The 19,100-nt window shown below is 59.1% G+C and carries 18 protein-coding genes; 3 read left to right on the forward strand and 15 right to left on the reverse strand.

Going from position 1 to position 19,100, the window contains the following annotated elements:
- Positions 1-15: 15 nt before the first annotated feature.
- The 3 genes from TBK1r_RS11855 to TBK1r_RS11865 all read right to left on the reverse strand — a co-directional run bounded on the left by TBK1r_RS11855 (position 16) and on the right by TBK1r_RS11865 (position 1,329).
- Positions 16-678 carry a hypothetical protein gene (locus TBK1r_RS11855; protein WP_145210480.1) on the reverse strand — a complete coding sequence of 221 codons (663 nt, stop codon included), beginning with the start codon at positions 676-678 and terminating at the stop codon, positions 16-18.
- A 196-nt stretch (positions 679-874) separates the two neighbouring features.
- Positions 875-1,051, reverse strand: a complete 177-nt coding sequence (locus tag TBK1r_RS11860; protein WP_419581259.1) for a hypothetical protein — start codon at positions 1,049-1,051, stop codon at positions 875-877.
- Positions 1,048-1,329, reverse strand: a complete 282-nt coding sequence (locus tag TBK1r_RS11865; protein WP_145210486.1) for a hypothetical protein — start codon at positions 1,327-1,329, stop codon at positions 1,048-1,050. The genes TBK1r_RS11860 and TBK1r_RS11865 overlap by 4 nt, the downstream gene beginning before the upstream one ends.
- 299 nt (positions 1,330-1,628) lie before the next feature.
- On the opposite strand from TBK1r_RS11865, the gene TBK1r_RS11870 reads away from it, so the two are divergent.
- Positions 1,629-2,033, forward strand: a complete 405-nt coding sequence (locus TBK1r_RS11870) for a hypothetical protein (protein ID WP_145210489.1) — start codon at positions 1,629-1,631, stop codon at positions 2,031-2,033.
- A 90-nt stretch (positions 2,034-2,123) separates the two neighbouring features.
- On the opposite strand, the gene TBK1r_RS11875 is transcribed toward TBK1r_RS11870, so the two are convergent.
- Positions 2,124-2,744, reverse strand: coding sequence for a response regulator transcription factor (locus TBK1r_RS11875; protein ID WP_145210492.1), 621 nt, complete (start codon positions 2,742-2,744; stop codon positions 2,124-2,126).
- 598 nt (positions 2,745-3,342) lie between these two features.
- Between TBK1r_RS11875 and TBK1r_RS11880 the strand changes: the two genes are divergently transcribed.
- Positions 3,343-4,794 (forward strand): TonB-dependent receptor, encoded by a 1,452-nt coding sequence (locus TBK1r_RS11880; RefSeq protein WP_145210494.1) that lies wholly within the window; start codon positions 3,343-3,345, stop codon positions 4,792-4,794.
- 268 nt (positions 4,795-5,062) lie between these two features.
- Here the strand turns inward: TBK1r_RS11880 and TBK1r_RS11885 are convergent, their stop codons facing one another.
- The 9 genes from TBK1r_RS11885 to TBK1r_RS38540 form a co-directional block, all read right to left on the reverse strand.
- A complete protein-coding gene (locus TBK1r_RS11885; protein ID WP_419581260.1) occupies positions 5,063-5,839 on the reverse strand; it encodes a class I SAM-dependent methyltransferase in 777 nt (258 codons plus the stop codon).
- 37 nt (positions 5,840-5,876) lie between these two features.
- On the reverse strand, positions 5,877-7,178 hold the full coding sequence (locus TBK1r_RS11890; RefSeq protein WP_145210497.1) for a serine/threonine-protein kinase: 1,302 nt from the start codon (positions 7,176-7,178) through the stop codon (positions 5,877-5,879).
- The gene (locus TBK1r_RS11895) at positions 7,178-7,756 is read right to left on the reverse strand and encodes a sigma-70 RNA polymerase sigma factor region 4 domain-containing protein (RefSeq protein ID WP_145210500.1); all 579 of its coding nucleotides are present in this window, start codon (positions 7,754-7,756) and stop codon (positions 7,178-7,180) included. The genes TBK1r_RS11890 and TBK1r_RS11895 overlap by 1 nt, the downstream gene beginning before the upstream one ends.
- A 129-nt stretch (positions 7,757-7,885) precedes the next feature.
- Positions 7,886-8,404 carry a DMT family transporter gene (locus TBK1r_RS11900; RefSeq protein WP_145210506.1) on the reverse strand — a complete coding sequence of 173 codons (519 nt, stop codon included), beginning with the start codon at positions 8,402-8,404 and terminating at the stop codon, positions 7,886-7,888.
- Entirely contained in the window at positions 8,401-8,778 is a 378-nt protein-coding gene (locus tag TBK1r_RS11905) for a response regulator (RefSeq protein ID WP_095739526.1), read from the reverse strand. The genes TBK1r_RS11900 and TBK1r_RS11905 overlap by 4 nt, the downstream gene beginning before the upstream one ends.
- Positions 8,775-11,132: an outer membrane protein assembly factor BamB family protein gene (locus TBK1r_RS11910; RefSeq protein WP_145210509.1), complete on the reverse strand. Its 2,358-nt coding sequence runs from the start codon at positions 11,130-11,132 to the stop codon at positions 8,775-8,777. The genes TBK1r_RS11905 and TBK1r_RS11910 overlap by 4 nt, the downstream gene beginning before the upstream one ends.
- Before the next feature lie 121 nt (positions 11,133-11,253).
- Positions 11,254-13,518 carry an outer membrane protein assembly factor BamB family protein gene (locus TBK1r_RS11915; protein WP_419581261.1) on the reverse strand — a complete coding sequence of 755 codons (2,265 nt, stop codon included), beginning with the start codon at positions 13,516-13,518 and terminating at the stop codon, positions 11,254-11,256.
- A gap of 104 nt (positions 13,519-13,622) precedes the next feature.
- Positions 13,623-13,976 (reverse strand): cupin domain-containing protein, encoded by a 354-nt coding sequence (locus TBK1r_RS11920; protein WP_145210513.1) that lies wholly within the window; start codon positions 13,974-13,976, stop codon positions 13,623-13,625.
- Between the two features lie 809 nt (positions 13,977-14,785).
- On the reverse strand, positions 14,786-15,217 hold the full coding sequence (locus TBK1r_RS38540; RefSeq protein ID WP_419581262.1) for a hypothetical protein: 432 nt from the start codon (positions 15,215-15,217) through the stop codon (positions 14,786-14,788).
- Between the two features lie 575 nt (positions 15,218-15,792).
- On the opposite strand from TBK1r_RS38540, the gene TBK1r_RS11930 reads away from it, so the two are divergent.
- Positions 15,793-16,887, forward strand: coding sequence for an Mrp/NBP35 family ATP-binding protein (locus TBK1r_RS11930; RefSeq protein ID WP_145210519.1), 1,095 nt, complete (start codon positions 15,793-15,795; stop codon positions 16,885-16,887).
- 256 nt (positions 16,888-17,143) lie between these two features.
- Here TBK1r_RS11930 and TBK1r_RS11935 read toward each other — a convergent pair whose 3' ends face one another.
- Entirely contained in the window at positions 17,144-17,344 is a 201-nt protein-coding gene (locus tag TBK1r_RS11935) for a hypothetical protein (RefSeq protein ID WP_419581633.1), read from the reverse strand.
- A 695-nt stretch (positions 17,345-18,039) separates the two neighbouring features.
- Entirely contained in the window at positions 18,040-18,825 is a 786-nt protein-coding gene (locus tag TBK1r_RS11940; RefSeq protein ID WP_145210522.1) for a site-2 protease family protein, read from the reverse strand.
- Between the last annotated feature and the right edge of the window lie 275 nt (positions 18,826-19,100).

The following is a 19,100-nucleotide window of genomic DNA, read 5'->3' on the forward strand; positions in this document are numbered from 1 at the left end:
AAGGTGGCCGGAGCTCTATTCCGTGGACTCGCTCTCCAGTTCCGGGCGCGCCGGCGAGTCGCTTTCAGCCGGCTCCGCCGCAGGTGCCTCCTCGGCGTCCGGACCTTCTGCTTCGGGACGCTGCGGTGCGTCACGCTCACCATCGGGGCCGCCCGCTCCGGGGCCACCGCCTCCGCCACCACCGGACATCTCCGCTTCGTCATACGACGCCGGCGGTTCGTCGTCGTCGACCGGAACCAGCGGACGATCGGGATTGACGACACCCGATGCCTCGTACACGAACTTCGCGTGGCGATTGAACATCCAAGCGCCGCCATTTGGCATGTAGACCGTATACAGCTTGTGTGGCTTGACGATCAACCCGCCTCGCCACTGATAAACTTCCACTTGATAGCGGCCGTCTTCGAAGGTCTGCACCGGTTCCCTTCCCAGCAGCTCACGAACGTCCGTGTTGGACAAGAATCCGACGCCCTTGCGGTTGGCTTCCATGCTGGCTTCGGTGACTTGATCGTAGGCCGCGTTGACTGCCGGTCGGGCCACGAGATAGTCGTACCCTAACGCGACGACCATCAACCCCAACAAGACATAAAGCACCGTCTTGCGAGTTCCGCCGCCGGAGTCTTTGCTGGGCCATTGTTCGTCCCGCGCGTCAGCGGAATCCTGGGTCGTTTCTGACATGGGAGGGTGCCTTCAAAATGATCGAGAGGAATGGGGCATAATGTACCACCCTCCGTTGTACTAAAGCTCTTCAGCCCACGGGATCCGCGAAGGACGAACGGCGCGATTAATTGCAGAAAAACAGAACGGACCGGTGCGGTTGGGCAACGCGATCGACAGCACGGGCCGGATCGACTGCCCCGGTTCGATTGCCGCGCTATCGACGAAAGCAGAGCTTCGCGTCGGACGCGGATCTTGAAATCATCGAAAACGGCGGTTCGGAGGTCACAATGCTCCAGCGTGCCGTCAGGTATCGCAGGTACGCCGCTTGATCGGCGCTGACACGGTCCTGTGATTGGAACAATTCGACCAAACAATTGATCAAGAACTTCAACTTGATCTTCGGCAGATGCGATAGTTTCTCCACGGATGCGGCGAGTAGTTCTCGGGCAATCCGTCGTCGATCGCCAGCAGCATCTGTGCGACAGACGAATCCTGCGATTGGCATGCCGTCGATAACGCGAGTTCGGTCAACGCAAACCGCTGCGACGCGTCAACCTCACTGATGCATTGCCACCACGTTTCGACCGACTCCAGCGTCGATGGGTTGGGCAGTGTTTTGACCAGGGACCGCAGTGCGGGGTCGAACAGCAACAACGACGGAATCGTCACCAACGCGGCCTTGCGATCTCGATCTCAACGCCACTGTTGCGATGTCGAGATCGGCCAAATCATCATGCCGAACAACAGCAGCAAACTGCCCCACTGGATCGTCGCCATCGCGGAGCGGTGATTGGACGAACCGCCAAAGAAGATTGGGGCGGTTGTAGCAGTCGAAAGAAATTCACCGATCAAACAAAAAAAGGCAGCACTCGTCGGTGAAACGCAAAGCTCGACGTGAGCCCAAGTTCTTGCCCCGAACCTGTTGCCTGCGATCACCGACAAAGACGCTGCCTCGCCCCGTGAATTCGATGATTCGCCAGCCGTTCCCATTGACGGTCACTCGTCCGATCCGTCGGAAGGGTTGTGTCGTCAACACCTGCGCCTGCCTCACGCGCATCGTGCTTCGTTACGCTTTTCCGCAGCAGGATGTGGCGGCTCAGAGAAATGTTCCGGCGTTGCCGCCGGAACATTCTCCAAGAGCCCCATGTGTTCTGCGGATTCCTTCCAAGATTGAAGCCCGAGTCTCCCCACCAAGATTCGTCCGGTTGAATCATCGTTCCATCGTGGTCATCGATCCCTCGATTGTTGTTGATCCCTCATCAACCATCGTTCCATCGATGAAGCACAGTATTGCGAATCGCACCCGATCCGATGAAGAGCAGAAACCGAAAAGCGATGTGGTAACCCGCAACCCGCCGGAGGTGCCCTTGTGAGGCAACGACGGCAAAGATTGCGGTCGGCTTTAGCGTCGCGACGTCAACGTGACGCTCGTGCGCCGGCTACTGTTCGATGTGGCCGGCGCACTAGGTATCCAGCATGTCCGCTTCGATCACCATCCTGACCAGATCAACCACCGATTCGGCCTGCAACTTGGTGTAGATCTCGCTGCGACGGTTCTCCACCGTTCGCACGCTGACGTCAAGACGATTCGCGATCACCTTGTTCGGCTTGCCGGCCACCACATAAGACAACACCGTGCGTTCAGACGGCGTCAGCTCGTTGATCCGCTCCCGAATCGCTTGGCGGTGCGCTTCTTCCACACGCTTGCTCGCATCGAGTGCCAGCGCTTTGCGGATCGCGTTCCAGAGATCGTCTTCCAGATACGGCTTGTCCAGCAACGTGATCGCGCCGCGCTGAATCGCCTGGACCGTGACCGGTGTGGTCGCAAACGCTGTCAGAACGATGACCGGCAACAGCGATCCCATGTCATTCAATTCCGCTTGCAACTCCAGTCCGCTCATGCCCAGCATCCGGATATCCGTCACCAAGCATCCCGGCTTGTCCTTGGTGTAGAACTCCAAAAAGTCCTCCGCCGACGCAAACGCTTTGGACTCCAATCCCATCGAGCTGACCAGCGCACAGACGGATTCCCGGGCACGCTCATCGTCATCAACGACGAAAATGACTTGTTGTTGCCAAGACATCGAATGCGGTCACCCCGGAACGACGAGTGTGGTTGAAGTGATGGTGACGTGAGACGGTCCCCAGCCCACCTGTCGGGGTTCGCTGCACCACCTTGGGCGAACAGGACAAGACATCAGTGTCGAGGTTTTGGGCGGAGTTTTCAATCTGCCAGCGTCAGAGAAGAGAGGTGCGGTCGGAAATCATCCGGGAGCGGTGTTCAGATGAGTAGGTGTGCCAAAGTCGCCTCAGACATCAGGTTCGCAGTCAAGCACGATCCCAATCACTGCCCGTCCGACTTGACCGAAGCGATCACCGCGTGCGGCTCAGTTGCACAGCATACTACACTTTCCATGCGAAGGGCAATCAGCCCCCTCTAAGTGAGTGTGCGGTTGTGGGTCCTCGTTAGCGGCGAAGACACAGCGACAGACGACGCCGGAGCCAAACGGACGGTCGCGCCTGGCCGTTCCGTTTCAGACGTCTCGATCATGACCGTTTGGCGTCATTCTGCCCGAACCACCACCCCGGGCGAGCATCCCCCGGGATCGTCTCGAAACTGCAAGCCATGTTCTCATTGCAAGCATTTTTTCATCACGCGACTCAACCCGGCGAACCCACCAGATGATTCGAACCCACCAATCCAACCAGCACTCCGAGCCCCTCGACACGCACCAAAAAGCCTTGGAGGTCAACCTGGATCCCCGCCGCTACGGGACGTTTGCCGAGATCGGCGCGGGACAAGAGGTCGTTCGCTGGTTCTTTCGCGTCGGGGGTGGCGCCGGCACGATCGCCAAAAGCATGTCGGCCTATGACATGAAGGTCAGTGACGCGATCTACGGACGGGCCTCACGCTACGTCTGTCGGGAACGTCTGCAGGCCATGCTCGACTATGAACACACGTTGAATCTGGACCGGTTGCGAGAGGTCCGCGGTGAAACGACTGCGTTCTTCACCTTTGCCGATACCGTTTCGGCAAGAAACTATCACGGCACCAATGCCTGCCACGGCTGGATGGGGATCAAATTCCAGGCCCATCCCCAAGACGAAGACAGCCAGATCATCATCCACGTCCGCATGCTCGATGACGAAGCGGCCCTGCAACAGGAAGCCCTCGGCATCGTCGGCGTCAATCTGGTCCACGGCGCCTTTGCCCTCCACCATGAGCCCGAACTGTTGGTCGCCGCGCTGCTGGACGGCCTGTCGACATCGCGGATCGAAATCGACATGATCGAGTTCTCCGGCATCGCGTTCCGCCACGTCGACAACCGCTTGATGAGTCTGAAACTGGTCGAGCTCGGTTTGAGCGGTGCGGCCATGTTCGCTGCCAGCGGAGAAGTCTTGCAGCCGTCGGAGTTTTTTTACCGCAAAGCGATCCTGGTCGAACGCGGAAGCTTTCGTCCCGTTTGCAACGTCAATTTGGACATGCTGGAGAGCGCCCGAGAGCAGTTTTCCAAACATCCCAACGTGGTCGGCAAGGAAATCGTCTCCGTCATGGAACTGACGATGAACAATCTGAAGGCCGCGGGCGAAATCAATTTGTCGGACTTCCTGGCCCGCGCCGATGTGATGGCGACTTGCGGAATGCCGGTCCTGATTTCCGATTACTTCCAGTACTATCGGCTGGCCGCCTACCTGTCACGCTACACCAAAGAAAAGATCGCGATCACAATGGGGGCTGGCAGTTTGCGGGAACTGTTTGACGAACAGTACTACACCGGGCTCCAAGGCGGCATCCTGGAATCCTTCGGACGGATGTTCAAAAACGGCCTGCAGGTCTACTGCTATCCCATGCTGGATTCCGAGAGCGGCGAACTGACAACCTGTGAGAATTTGAACATCGATCCCCAGTTGAGACAACTGTTCGGCTACCTGTGTGACCGTGGCGGCATCATCGACGTGCAAAACTATGACCCCGCCTGCTTGCAAGTGCGATCACGCGACGTGCTGCAAAAAATCAAATCGGGCGACCCGGAATGGGAGTTGATGGTGCCCGAGTCGGTCGCGGAAGTCATCAAACGCAAGTGCTACTTCGACTACCAACCGGCCGACGATTTCGAACACGCAGTGCGATAACCCCGGCGTCGTTCCACGCTTGCTGAGCGGGACAACCGACGAGTCGGACAGAAATGCGTTGGTCAAAAGATGGGCCGCTGCGGCTCACGGATTAAAATTTTGGAAAGGGGCAACGGCACGGGCATGAGTGTTGGTGTTTAGCCTTTAGGCGATTCCCGGTCGCTGCGACGCAGCGACAGTGGGCGGCTGAAGCCTGCACACCAACACTCATGCCAGTGCCATTCACACTCCCGCCCCGCGTGGGGCGCCGCTTCGTTTTTCAATGCGATCAAGCTTTCACGATCGCGTCGCCTTCTTCACCGTCCTGGGTGGTAACAGCGCGCGATGAATTGGGTTTCTCGCCAACCAGGCCCGTCGCGCAGCCCCAGAAATACGACCTTAAATTCGTGTTCAATCCGGCGTCTTGAAACGCCGTGATCGCGGAACGGCAGTCACCGAATGCGATCGTGTAAACGCCCAACATGCGATAGTTGTCCGGATTGCCCATCAGAAGCTTGCCGATCAGCGGGATCACGTTGTTCAAATAAAGCAAGTACGGAATTCTCAGCCATCGTGACGGCGGGACCGAGATCTCGATGAAGGAAAACGTCCCGCCGGGCTTCAGGATGCGATGAATCTCGCGGGCCAATCGGATCGTCTGGTCTCTGGAAAACGTCTTCAGACCAAATGACGAAACGACAACATCGGCGGAGTCATCGGGGATTTGGCTGCAGAGCGCGTCTTCTTCGCGAATCTCCAGTTCGCACACGAGTCGACCCACGTGGTTGTCTTGAGCCTTGCGGCACATGACGGGTGAATTGTCCACGGCAACGATCTTCCCGCCAGGACCGATCGATCTGCCGACAGCGGGACACAGTTCCCCCATCCCGGTCATCAAGTCGATCACGGTGATCGACTCGGGAATCGACAGTTGCCCAAGGCATTGCCGCCGCCATCGACGACAAAACCCGAAGGACGAAATCAGATTGACCGTCCCATAGGTCGCTGACATTTCGTTGAACAGCTGCCGGACAAACAGCGTTTCGTAGATGTGTTCTGACTGCAAGGGATTCGATTCGTGCAAAGGAGGAACGGTGGTACCGTCAAGGACGCATCACTCTTTGCCACCACGAGCGTTCAACGGGCTTCCGATCCAAGCAGGACTGCAATGCCTCGCCGATGCTCGCACAGGCATCATTGCGACTGAAGTCGATTCCGTCGGTGAGTTGCGGAATCCAGGTCGATGCGATTCGATCGGGTGACTCGAGGCATTCCAGCGCGATCATTGCGACCAATCCGATCGTATCGCGGCGAATCCGGTCGGGCAGTGATTTCGACAGCTCGTGCGCCCACGTCGCATGGGGTTCCGCCCAACACGCGACCCCCGATGCCGTGTCGATCAGGTTGACGCGGGACTGGTGATCGATGATCGCATTCTCACGCTTCACACTGCCATGCGTCGCACCGATGCGGTGTGCCGCGGCAAGCGCAAACGCGACACGCACGAGCATCTCCAATCGCTGAACCTGATTCGCACCAGGCGGGCGTGACGCGAAGGATTCACCGAAGATCCAGGGCCGCACGACCGCAAGGTGCTCGTTGTTGATCGCCGCAATCCGCGGTGCCACCCAGGACGGATGCGCGACGCTGCTGGTGCGTTCGCAGAGATCCAGGATGCGGGTCCGCTCGGTTCGCCCCAGCCTCGCGGGCAGCGGAATGATCTTCATCGCCACGGTGTCGTTCCGCTCGGTGTCACGTCCCTTGACCAGCCAACACCGCCCACGCTGCAGTTGCACGGTCGCAATGCACCGGGCGCCGACGATCCACTCGGGCGGTTTGATCGGGATCGGAACGTCGATCGAATCATCCGAACGCGTTTCCGAAACCGGTTGCCCGCCCGAAGGCTGCCCCGCCGCCACGGTCATCTCTCGCTGGACAACGGATTGATCCCATTCCAAGCTGTCACCGGCGTGGATTTCTCGCGGTCCGGGTTCCAGATGTATCAATTGCTCGATCGAATCGGCGAGTTCGGGAAACCGATCACGAAAACGGGACGCGTCACAATCCTCACCTCGTTCCCGTCGGACACAAAGCTCGGCATCAATCAGGTCCAACACATCGCTCTCGGACTCGGCCAGCTGTGGGAACTGCTTCAAGTAGTCTTCCACGACAACCTGCTGTCCCCTGCGACGTTGCCCGATCAAATCGACGGCCGCCAATTCCACCAGGCCGCTCGTTGACAGCGATGCCTGATCGATCAGCTCCGCCAGTGGTGACGTCGGATGACTTTCGCGGCGCCGCTGCAACCAACCGATCAGATCATCGATCCCGGCAACGTGTGGCGACGTGCTTGCGGTCGCATCGGCGGGACGGCTTGAATCGTGCGGGGACGGACGCTCGGCCATCACGACGACTCCGACAATCCGATCTCTTCGCGCGCCCGGTCGAGTGCGCGGCGGACCCGCATGCGAGCGGTGTCCGGTTTGATCCCCAGCCGCTGGCCGATTTCGTTCCAGTCGTGATTCTGCAACATCATGTCGAGCGCCAACGCGTCCGAATCGCCCAAGATCGAACGCACGCGATCAGCCACTTCCTTGCGGAGCGCGATCTGGCTGGGCGAGGTCTGGGCACCGTGAAGTTTGATCTCCTCCACCGGCGTCGCCTCGTTGCGACGAAAATCGCGGCAATGACGCGCCAGCGTTCGAAAGGTGTCGACCACTTCGTTGTCGATCGCACGCAGGATGTAGGAAAGGATATCGTCTGCCGTCAACGAATCCGCGTCGGTTCGCTTGGCCAAATCCACCATCACTTCGTTGCAGATGTCCATCGATTCGGTCTGACCGGTCAGACCATACTGCCGCAAGCGCGTCCGCGCGCGGCGCCGCAGCTGACTGCCAAAGCTCTGCCAGACCTCGTCCAGTGAGGCAGCCTGGGAGGGCGTCTCGGGCGAATCGGCATCATCGAGAGGAGGTTCGTTGGACATGCGATCGTCGCCTACAGTGGGGTAAGCATCCTGCTTGCCAGCAGCCAGGTAAGCATCCTGCTTGCCAACAGTCAGGGAAGCATCCTGCTTGCCATTCCCTGCCTTACGCAAGCTGCAAGCTTACGAAACTTAGTCTTCGGTCTCGACGACTTCCACCGCCGCGTCCTGGGTCGTCTCCAGACGCCGCGCCCCGACGATCGCCAAGATTCCCAGCACCAACAATAGCGTTCCACAGACTCGCAGGGCAGAAACCGGTGTCTTCGGATTGCCCAGCAACCCGTAATGATCCAGCAGCAGCGCCGCCAGTGTTTGCCCCGTCATGACGGCGGCAAACCAGGGCAGCGAGCCGATCCGCGGCACAATGAACAGCGACGTCGAAACCATCACCACACCGATCGCACCCCCGAACCAGATCCACCAAGGCAATTGACGCGGCGACACGGCGAACACGGGGGGGAATTCCCCGACCACCATCGTCAGCACCAACAGAATCAGCGTCCCGCTGCCGAAGGAGATCAACGAGGCTTGCAACGGGTGAGCGACGCTCTTGCCCAGTGATCCGTTGATGCTCGGTTGAGCACCGAGCAGACCGCCGGCCAACAAGCCGACGAAAATCGCGATCAAAAAAAAGGTGGTGGAGTGGTTCAATTTGAACCCAGGTACGGCTGAAGCAGTTCGACGGTCCTCGAGTCTCGCAAGGCAAGCTTTCCGAAACCCCGCACGCAACCGGCCTCCATCGCCGCCTGCTGGTGTTCCTCGTAATTGGTCACCAACATCACCGGCACGTCGGCGAGATCCTCTTCGGCTTTGATCGCGTTGACGACTTCCATCCCATCAGAGTAGTCCCGATCAAGTTTCCGATTGACGGTCACCAGCGCGACGTCACGCTGGCGGAGCAACTTGAGCGTTTCTTCCGCGTCGTGCGATTGCACGACGACGGCATCAAAGTTGGAAGTCACAAACTGACGGATCGAGTGAAAATCGGGGCCACAATTGCCACAGTCCACGACGGTCTTCGTCATTGCGATTGCTTCTCGATTGCGAACAACTTGTCTTTGGTGCTGATGTAGATCCGACCATTGGCCGCGATCGGCGTGCTGTAGACGCTGCTGCCCATGTTGATTTCTTCGATCGGCTCGTTGTACTGCGGACCGAATTGGAAAATCGCCACGTCGCCGTCTTCGTCGCCCACGTAGACGTGGCCGTCACTGATCAGCGGGCTGCCCCAGCTTTGTGCGAACATGTCATAGGTAAAGTGGACCTTGGCCTCGCCGTTCTCGCCACGGGCATCCAGGCAGTGCAGCAATCCCGAAAAGTCGGCGACGTAGATCACGTCGTCTTTGATCGCACAGGTGCCGATCGTTCGGTGCATTTCCTCTTCGAAGTCGATTTCGCCGTCATCGTTGTTGTCGGACAACGAGTAGTGCCAAACCACGGCCGAATTCGGGTTGTCGACCGCGATTTCACCCTTTTCGGGTTCAACGGCTTGGATCCGTTTGTGGGGGATCTCGGTGCGGCTGTCGCCTTCGACCTTCATCGCCAGTTGCGGTGAAACGTTGCCCCGCTTGGTGGGATCGATGCACCAGAAGTGGCCTTCGCCCTCACCGTGCTCGGGGTCCTGTCCGACCGCGATGTAAACCAGATCGTTGTAGACGACGGGCGTCGCGATCAGATTGTTTCGAGTGCCTTCGCCGCCGATGACCCACTTGGATTCCTTCGGGTTGCAGTCGAATCTCCACAGCAGCTCCGGCTTGCCATCGACGCCGCCATCCGCTTTGAAGCTGTACAACCATCCGTCTCCGCCGCAAAACAAGACCTGCGGCACGCCGCCGAGCACGGCGACCGTGGGACTGGACCATTGGCCGTGAAGAATGTTGGATCCCGGCGAGCTGTCCTGCCACAGCAATTCACCGGTGTTCTTGTTCATGCACAGGAACGTCGGTGCATCGGGAGCGGGCAGGTTCAAGTGCGATTCGTCCAGTCCGTTGCTGGTGTTGACGAACAAGTAATCGCCATAGCTGGTCACGCTGCACGAGCACATGTTGTGCTGGCTGGTCCCCAGTTCCTCCATCATGTTGTAGATCCAGATGGTGTCGGCGTCGCGTTTGTCATGAATGCCCAAGCTCTTGAACACGCTCAACCGCGGGCCGGCCTTCTTGAGTTCAAAGGTGCGATCGACGCCGCCGAAGTTCCCGCTGGCAACCCAGCCGGCGCCTTCGTTGACACTTTCAATTTTGACATCACCACTGACCTCTTCGCCGGCCGTTTTGAGCGCTTCGACCAGACCGTCGGACAGTTTGCCTTCGCCGAGTGCCGCCACCGCCGCCTTGCCGGCGTCGCTGGCGAGCATCAGTTCCGCGACAAACGCCGTTTCCTCTGTCACCGGACCGTCGTCTTCGCCGTCATAAAACCCTTCGACGTCGAGACAGCGGACTTCACCACGGCTGGTCACAAACCATAACCGGTTGCCTTCGACCAGCGGTGCACAGCAGATCCCCTGCAACGGCCAGTCGTGGACGCGACCGGTGATCAGCTTTTCGCTGCTGTGCTGCCACAAGAATTCTCCATCGGCTTCGTTGAAGGCCAACAAGCATCCCAAGTCGACTTGGGAAGGATAACGTTTCAGGTGTCCGGCACCGTTGTTGGTTCCGACGAACACCCGACCGCCGGCGACGACGGGATTCCCGTACGTCTGGCTGCCCAGATTGGCGTACCACACGATGTTTTCGGCGTTGCTGTTGTCCCACTCTCCCGTCCGCCGATCAAACTTGCCGATGTTCCAACTTCGCGGCAATCCGGTCACACCCGGCGTGTTGTTTCGCAATCGCGTTCCGCCCCATTGCGGCCAGTCCTTTCCGCTCGCCATCACTTCGTTGGGGTCCGAAACTTCGGAAACCAACGTGGGCGGCGATGTCTGGTTTTCCACCTTGGCATCGCTGGTCGGTTTGGCGGCGACCTTGGCAACGGGTTCACTGGCTTTCGGCTCGCTGGCAACCGGCTCGCTGGCAACCGGCTCGCTGGCAACCGGCTCGCTGGCAACCGGTTCGCTGGCTTTGGGTTCGCTGGGAACCGGTTCGCTGGCGATCGGCTCGGCCGCTGCCGGCTGGACCACTTCGACGGCGGGTTTGACCGGCATCGGCACTTCGGCAACCGGGGTTTCAGCCGCGACGGTGGTGTTGGCCGTCGTGTTGGACGCCCAGCGGGCCGACGTGGTCGTGTTGCTGCCGGTTGTATTACTGCCCGACGTGTTGCTGGTTTCCGCGGCACGCGGCACGGCGGTCGGTGGCTTGCAACCACTGAACGCGACGGTGGTCAGCGTGCCGAGGCAGAAAGCAGCCAAAATCATCGAGAACGCCGAGAGTTCTTGTTTTCGCATTGCGATGGGGTCAGTTGACCTGGTGTGGGGTGGGAAAGGGCAATGGGGGAGGGAAACTCATTCTAGGCAACACGACCGATGAATCAAATGATCGGCCGTAATGCGGAATGAAGCCCCCCTGCTATGGTTCGTTGCTGTTTTCAACGACTTCGATATTGTCCAAGTAAATTTCCGCGACCTTTGCGTTGCCGTAAAGGCCTGGGCTGGCAGCCAAATTGGGCGATTCGTCTCGTACCGTGAGTGTCCATTCTTCGGGCTCCTCCTGATCGCGGGGCCAGACCTTGCCGCGGACGACAGCCACCTGAGCGGGGGCTTCGCTCTCCAAATCGACCCGCAGCTTCATCCGGTACCACTGGTCCTCTGACCACGGAAACGCCGCAACATCCGAGGCGCGTTCTTCGGAGGACGCCCACGTCCGGATTTGAACCTGTTGGGCTTCGCCCATTAAGTCGAGCACATAACCGTGGGCCGTCAACCCGATGTCCGGTAGGGCGCCCAACGCCCGCTGACCGCGGACGTCGGCGGAAATGGTGTATTCCGACAGATCGCTCGGTCCCATCCAGGCACGGCTTCGAGCCCCCTTGGGGATCGTGCTGATCTTGGTCAACGCCGCCGAACCGTCGATCTCGCGAATCACGTGACGGTATCGGGCACCGACCCACGACAGGGGCGGATCGGACAGGCCGTCAAAGGTAAATTTCCAGGGCAACGGGGGCACGATCCGCACGCGGGCCGTCCCGGTGGCCTCGCCCAACTGGGCGACGACCTGGACCCCGGTGTGAGCCGCGTCCGTCGCGGCGGTCAACTTGTTGCCGTCGATCGACGCCGCGCCGCCTTCGACTCGGAATGTCACGCCGCTGGGTGTTTCCAATTTTTGTCCGATCGCGTTGAACACGTTGACCTTGTACTCGATCGACTCGCCGGGCTGGATCAAGGCTTCGACCGGAACGATCTGGACCTGAGCGATCTGCGTGTCCTCGGCAACAGGGCGTTCTTCCCCATAGGCGTCGCTCATCGATTGGTCGGACTGCTTGGCCGCCTCATTGCTGATGCAATACAGGTTCCGCGTGCTTTGGAAGTACAAGCGTCCGTCGGCGACGATCGGCGAGGCGACAAAGGATTCGCTGCGCAGTCGTCCGTCATTGATCACTTCGAACCCGTCGGCGATCGGCTTGACGATCGACCAACGACCATTTTCGGTCGTCACATAGATTTTACCGTCGGCGTACAACAGTGCCGATTTCTGGCGGCTGTCGGCAAACCGTTCTTGTTCGACAATCGGTTCTCCCGTTTCGGCATCGAAGACCCACATCTTGCAGCGGTCATCGACCAGGTACAAACGCCCGTCGACGAGCACGGGTTCACTGAATCCCGCGACGACTTCGTACTGCTTCCACAGCTCACTGGCTTGGGTTTGATCGCCGGTGCCGGAAATTTTGACCGCCGCGACGGCGCCCATCACGTTGGCCCATTCGCCGACGTTCTCTTCATTGTGGCTGCAGAACACCTTGTCACCGACAACCAGGGGAGCGGCAAACAGGCCGCGGCGCGACAATTCGTAGTTCCAGAGTTGCTTTCCGGTTCGCGGCTGAATGCCCCAGACCTGGCCGTCGCCAAAACCCATGATCAACTGTCGTTGACCGTCGATGGTTGTGATCGTCGGCGCAGAGTAAGACGTATCGTAGGGCAGATCACGCGTTCCGCTGAACCAAACGAATTCGCCCGTCAGCTTGTCCAGTGCCAGGATCCGGTGGTTGGGTTTGGCGTAGTCGCCCCAGTTGATGATGATCCCGCTAATGATCACCAAATCTTCGTGAACGATGGGAAAATTCGTCCGGCCGCCGTAGGTGCTGAGCATTCCGAATTGCTCGTGCAACGGGACCTGCCAAAGCGTCTCGCCCGTTTCCCCGTCCATGCACTGAAAGACGTCACAAGCGCCCAGAACATACACGTTGCCCGATTCGGGATCGGCGACGACGCTGGTCCACCCGATCCGTTCTGCGGGGACATCGGACAGCCAGACGTTGTAGCTGTTTTCCCAAATCGTCTCGCCGGTCTTGGCATCGAGACAAACGACTTTCTCACCCTCACGCTCGGTGTCGGGTAGATGCCGCTGGATCGTGTAAAGCCGTCCCCCCATCACCACCGGGGTACAGAAACTGCCAATGTCTTCGCGTTTCCAAAGCAGATTGCTGCCGTCGCCTCCCTTGGAATCCCAGTCGTCGGGCAAACCGCTGACGTCGGCGGTCCCGTCCATGTTGGGGCCGCGCCAATAGGGCCAATCGGCCGCCGATGCGGCCACCCCGAGCCACAACATCGGGAGCATCAACAGGAAGGGGAACGCCGCATGGAGTCGACGTTGGAAGTCAAAAGTTGGTCGCGTCATGGGAAGGCAAACAGGCAGGAAGGAAGATTGGGCAACGGACGAAGTGGGCATGGTCGCTATCTTAACTGGACTGGCCGAGGTTCATGAGCCCTGTTCATGAGCCCTCAGTCGAAGTGTTCGTCGGCAGGGTCAAAATTGGGTAAGCAAACGATCACCACCTGCATGCATCCGACCGCACGGTGTCGAGTGCCGGGGGGGATCAAAACCGAAGTCTTAGGACGTACAGGGTGCAATCGGCCGTCCAGCTCGATCGCGGCGTCATCGTCACACTCCAATACGACGTAAACCTCGGTGTGTTCGGTATGGTAGTGCGTCCGGGCGGATCGATCGATATTCGTCAAATGTACCGTACCGGGGAACTCGTCCCGGTCGTGAAACGCTCGACGCGCGATGCCACAGGGGCACTCGACCCCTGGCAGGGCGGTCAGATCGACAACGGCGGGGCCTCGATCAGGCATCTGGACAGGTCTCCAACGCTCGAGAGTGGCAAATCTGTACGGATCCCTCCGCAAACGTCTGCCAATCCACGGCACACAGTACTGCAATGCACGGAACACGACGTGCCCCGTCAGTACAGCCGTTGCCATGCCCGCGATGCGGGCCGGCCCCCTGGTGGGCGACCCTGAAACGCCTCACGTGATCCGTGTCGCGATAGTTTATACCGTCCAGTCCGTTTGTTCCACGTGACCAACCCGGGTATCAGTTACCCCCCCCACATCGAGAGGAAATTACCTAGCCGTCAAAGCTTCGCAAGCTGGTGAAAATAGAGTGGAACAGTAATCTCTGACCGTAACCGGTCCGATACGGTTAGTGATCCCAGCTGACAAATCGCCCCGACCGGGACGAGCCGTCAGCGAACGATCGACCCAGAATTCCTCGTTGCACAGGACGCAACGGGGGATTTGAAAAGCGATTTTGCGTGCGGATTCGAATTGTCGATCAATTGGCAAGACGTTGTTCCACCACGACGAATTGCCATCGAGCTGAACGAAGTCGGCGGGCTGTGTAACCCACACCGCGGTCCGTCCGTGCTCGAAGGGTGTATCAATCGGATGCGATCGCCGGCAACTTCGTCCAGCGAACGCACCCGAGTGGCAGTCGAATTCGACCAACATGACCCGCTTTTCAAATCGACCCGCGTAACAAACTAAGGGAGACGTGGCTCCGATGATACGGACACTGATGATGATGGCCCTCGTTCTTGGCACCACGACGTGTTGCCAGACACAAGGGATGGACTTGCTCCAAAAATTGATGAAGGGCTGCTCTAGCTCTTCTTGTTGTGACACCGGCTGTGCCGCTGCACCGTGTGGCTGTGAAGCACAACCCGCTTGTGGCTGCGAAGCCCCTTGTGGATGTGCCGAACCCGCTTGCGGTTGCGAAGCACCCGCGTGTGGCTGTGCCGCTGAACCGGCTTGTGGCTGCGAAGTCGCTGGCCCGGCTTGTGGCTGCGAAGTCGCTGGCCCGGCTTGCTGCGAAACCGCTCCGGCTTGTGGCTGCGAAGTCGCTGCTCCTTGCTGTGACACCGCCCCGGCGTGTGGCTGCAGCAAGAAAAAGGGCGGACTGCTGGCCCACCTGTTCGCTTGCAAGAAAAGCTCGTGCTGTGAACCGGCTTGTGGTTGCGAAACCGCTTGCTGCGAAACCGCTCCGGCTTGCGGCTGCGAAGTCGCTGCTCCTTGCTGCGAAACCGCTCCGGCATGTGGCTGCGAAGTCGCTGCCCCCTGCGGTTGCGACAGCGGCTGCGACTCGGCTTGCGGCTGCGGCTCCAAGAGCGGAGGCCTGTTGAAGAAACTCTTCGGCAACCTTCGCAAAAGCTCCTGCGGATGTGACAGCTGCTGCGACGCCCCGGCGTGCGACAGCGGTTGCGGATGCGGAGCAACCTACAGCGCCCCGATGGCTCCCGCACCGGCTCCGGCCGCTGCTCCCGCCACCGACGCAGCTCCCATGCCTCCCGCTCCGATCGTTGATCCGAGTGCGAGCATCTCACAAAAGCGTCGCGTCATTCAAGCCAGTGCCCGCTACGTCCGCTGATAAAGCGAAACGTAGCAACCGGGTGATAAACCCGGCTGCTGGACTCTAGACGTGAACCGCGAAAGCGGCTCGGCAGTTCGCTGCCGAGCCGCTTTTTTTTCGTTTCAGGTTTCAGGTTTCAGGTTTCAGATTTTCTTAGCTGGGTCCCACTTCTTTGACAAATCGTTACCCTGTACCCGACTGACCATCCAACTTGGCGTTGCCAACTTGGAACCTGGAACCCGGAACCTGGAACTCGATAACATGTCCGAACTCTCCGAATCCTCCGTCCGCCAGCTTCTCGATGGGCACCCCGACCCCGAAACCGGACGCCCGATGGGCTCGATGGGACAAGTCGTCTCGGTCAGTCTGGACGGCCAGCATGCCAACATCCAACTCGGCCTCACCTCACACTCGCGTCCGATCCAAGACGATGTTCGCGACGCCGTGGAGGCAAAATTAGCCGCTGCCTTTCCCGGCATCCAAGTCGACCTGGAGTTCAAGACGCACGCCCGACCGGCCACCCGTGTCGGCCAAACGGCACTCCGCGCCAAAAGCGTGATCGCGGTCGGCAGCGGCAAGGGCGGCGTCGGCAAAAGCACCGTGGCGGCCTCAATCGCGCTGACGCTGCGGCGACTGGGCAGCCGAGTCGGTTTGATGGACGCCGATGTCTACGGCCCCAGCATTCCACACTTGCTCGGACTCTCCGGCCGCCCCGGTTTCAGCGAATCCAAGCGGATCGATCCGATCATGCTCGACGACAGCCCCGACCTGTCTCCGATGCCCGTGATGTCGATGGGATTTCTGGTGGACCCCAAAGAAGCCGTGATCTGGCGCGGCCCCATGCTGCACGGCTCGATCAACCAGTTCTTGGGCATGACCGAATGGGGTGAACTGGATTACCTGATCATCGACATGCCACCGGGAACCGGCGACGTCGCCTTGACGCTCTCGCAAGCCATTCCGCTGGCCGGTAGCGTCGTCGTTTGCACACCCCAAGAGGTCGCGCTGCTCGATGCCGTCAAAGCGATCGCAATGTTCCGAAAGGTCAACATTCCGATCCTGGGTATGGTCGAAAACATGAGCGGCTTCCTGTGCCCCGATTGCGGCAAGACCTACGACATCTTTGGAGCCGGTGGAGCACGTGAGAAGGCCGAAGAGATGGACGTCCCCTTCCTCGGCGGCCTTCCGCTGGACATCAAACTGCGTGTCGCCGGGGACGAAGGCCGGCTGGCTGCGGTCCTCGCCGACGACGAAGCCGCTCGAGCCCCGCTGGAACGCGTCAGCCAAGCGATGGTCCGCACCCTGGCCGCCCGCAATGCCGCCGCACCGCCCAAACCGACCCTGCCGACACTCTGAACGAGTGCAACAGACGGTGAAAACATCGCCGAACGCGGGAAATCAGTGCTTCACAGCGATCCCCCGCAGGGTGGGCCTCGATTCGCCCGCCGCAACTCCGTTTTCGGGTCGCAACCAACACGCTTGACCGCCTGTCAATTGAATCCACCATTTGGCATCCGCCGGTTGGCACCGGCCATAAAAAAACCGCTCAGGGGTGACCCGAGCGGTTTGGTGGATGGATGGGGCCGATTGAGAATCGGCGAAGAGAAGCAGCTTACTTGCGCTTCTTGGCAGCCTTCTTCTTGGTTGCCTTCTTCTTGGTCGCCTTTTTCTTGGTTGCCTTCTTCTTGGCAGCCTTCTTCTTCACGGCCTTCTTCTTCACGGCCTTCTTCTTAGCAGCCTTCTTTTTGGTTGCCTTCTTCTTGGTTGCCTTCTTCTTGGCAGCCTTCTTCTTGGTTGCTTTCTTTTTAGCCACGTTTTTCCTCCGCGGAATTGGAAACGATGGCGAGTCATTGTGACTTGCGTGGGAACGTTCCCCGACAAGCCACCGGCCACGGCTCACCATGCGTTAGTAAGTGACAGACAAACATTGAAGCCAGTTATCCAACGGACCAATCAATGCTGTCTGACGTAAACCTGCGGTATTTGTACGCGCTGCGTCAAATTCCGCAACATGTTTTCGGAAAAATTATGCTTGCAAGACACTTCGTTCCTGCTACCCCAACGCTGTTCATTGCGACCGAAGCAACGCTCGCAACGATCACGTTGAACCTTCGATGACAAGCGACGTGTCGGCGCATCGTTGCACCGATCGCGCCACGACCTCGTTGTGAGCGCGTTGACGCAAATATTGATACAGCAATGCGTTGTGCGCATTCGATGGAAACGCGAACGGACACAACAACGATGCGCTTCGTTGTCTTGATGTCGCGCGCAGCACTTGACATTCGATGACTTCATGCATGCTCGACAACACCATGCGCAGTGGTTGGAAGCGACATCAAACGCATGCAAAAGTTTTTGAGAAAAATTTTGCAACGAACCACTTGATCGAACTGTCTTAGCGCACTTTGTTGTCCATCTCGCGCGACTTTGTTGCACTGATGCGCGTGATCGTTGGTTGCATCGCGCTACGTTTGATTGCACCGCGCTGCCGTTCGTTGCACCGCGTTAGCGCCATCCGTTGTTCATCGGATTCAACATCTGGTAACTGCTGAAACCGAACATCAAGAAGAAGATGCCCATCATCGGTTGGCCATGGTTGAACGCATAGAACGCCAACAAGCCACTGCAGATCACACTGACCCATAGCGATTGCGCGACTGTGCCACCATTGATCACAATCAGACTGCGCGCGATGCGTCCTCCATCGAGTGGCCAGACCGGAACAAGGTTCAACAACGCCCACAAGACACTCGGCAAGATGTAAAACGTCACCAGCGCCAGCATGCCTCGGCTGTCCATCACCGGGCCTTCGGTGACCCACGGAAGCGTCGCCAGAAACGATGGCATCCAACGGAACGCCGACACTTCGAAACCTGCCAACTTGACCGCCAGGATCACAACCAGTGCGGATAACAACTGAAACGCCGGCCCGGCTGCCGAAATGATCAACTGTTCCTTCTCGCCGATCCGCGCAATCGATCGACCCGGCGTGTACGTGCTCGTCGGAATCGCCAGTCCGCCGAAGTGATACAGCACGATCGAGGACTGAATGCCGTAATGACGGAACGCCAAGGCATGCCCCAGCTCGTGAATCAAGATCGAAACGAGCAAACACAGCGCCCAAGCGATCATCAATGGCCCGACGCCGAGCGCTTCACTGGAAAAAGAACGGCACAGCGCGTAACCAAACACGACCGCACCCAACCAAAACGTCACCGCGATCCGGACCGGGAACCCCAGTAACGTGAAGCGGATGTCGTAAGCGGTCTCGGGGGGCTCGGATAACAGCATCGGGTATGCCTGTATGGACAATTTCTAGAGACGGTGCGGACAAATTCGAAAGACATTCGGCGTGGTCTGATTCGTCGGGCGGACCACAACCTTGCCCAGAATACCGCGTTGCGTCCCTTCTTCACAGTTCAGCAGCGGTCGATCCAAGCCTTCGCACTCCAAAACGCATCGTGAACCCCTGGCCTCGCAGCTATAATAGGAACTGCGGCGGTAACGACCCCTCCCGCCTTTCACACGGGTCGTGACACCTGCGATTCGCTGGATCGCCGCCCCCC

This window comes from Stieleria magnilauensis (genome assembly GCA_007753675.1).
GTDB lineage: Bacteria > Planctomycetota > Planctomycetia > Pirellulales > Pirellulaceae > Stieleria > Stieleria magnilauensis.

Coding starts and splice junctions, on each gene's coding strand:
- TBK1r_RS11905 (WP_095739526.1), bottom strand. CDS start 8,778: ATGACGAAGACCGTCGTGGACTGTGGCAATTGTGGCCCCGATTTTCAC.
- TBK1r_RS11880 (WP_145210494.1), top strand. CDS start 3,343: ATGATTCGAACCCACCAATCCAACCAGCACTCCGAGCCCCTCGACACG.
- TBK1r_RS38540 (WP_419581262.1), bottom strand. CDS start 15,217: ATGCCGGAGCGGTTTCGCAGCAAGGAGCAGCGACTTCGCAGCCGCAAG.
- TBK1r_RS11920 (WP_145210513.1), bottom strand. CDS start 13,976: ATGCCTGATCGAGGCCCCGCCGTTGTCGATCTGACCGCCCTGCCAGGG.
- TBK1r_RS11875 (WP_145210492.1), bottom strand. CDS start 2,744: ATGTCTTGGCAACAACAAGTCATTTTCGTCGTTGATGACGATGAGCGT.
- TBK1r_RS11895 (WP_145210500.1), bottom strand. CDS start 7,756: ATGTCCAACGAACCTCCTCTCGATGATGCCGATTCGCCCGAGACGCCC.
- TBK1r_RS11940 (WP_145210522.1), bottom strand. CDS start 18,825: ATGCTGTTATCCGAGCCCCCCGAGACCGCTTACGACATCCGCTTCACG.
- TBK1r_RS11890 (WP_145210497.1), bottom strand. CDS start 7,178: ATGGCCGAGCGTCCGTCCCCGCACGATTCAAGCCGTCCCGCCGATGCG.
- TBK1r_RS11870 (WP_145210489.1), top strand. CDS start 1,629: ATGATTCGCCAGCCGTTCCCATTGACGGTCACTCGTCCGATCCGTCGG.
- TBK1r_RS11910 (WP_145210509.1), bottom strand. CDS start 11,132: ATGCGAAAACAAGAACTCTCGGCGTTCTCGATGATTTTGGCTGCTTTC.
- TBK1r_RS11855 (WP_145210480.1), bottom strand. CDS start 678: ATGTCAGAAACGACCCAGGATTCCGCTGACGCGCGGGACGAACAATGG.
- TBK1r_RS11915 (WP_419581261.1), bottom strand. CDS start 13,518: ATGACGCGACCAACTTTTGACTTCCAACGTCGACTCCATGCGGCGTTC.
- TBK1r_RS11930 (WP_145210519.1), top strand. CDS start 15,793: ATGTCCGAACTCTCCGAATCCTCCGTCCGCCAGCTTCTCGATGGGCAC.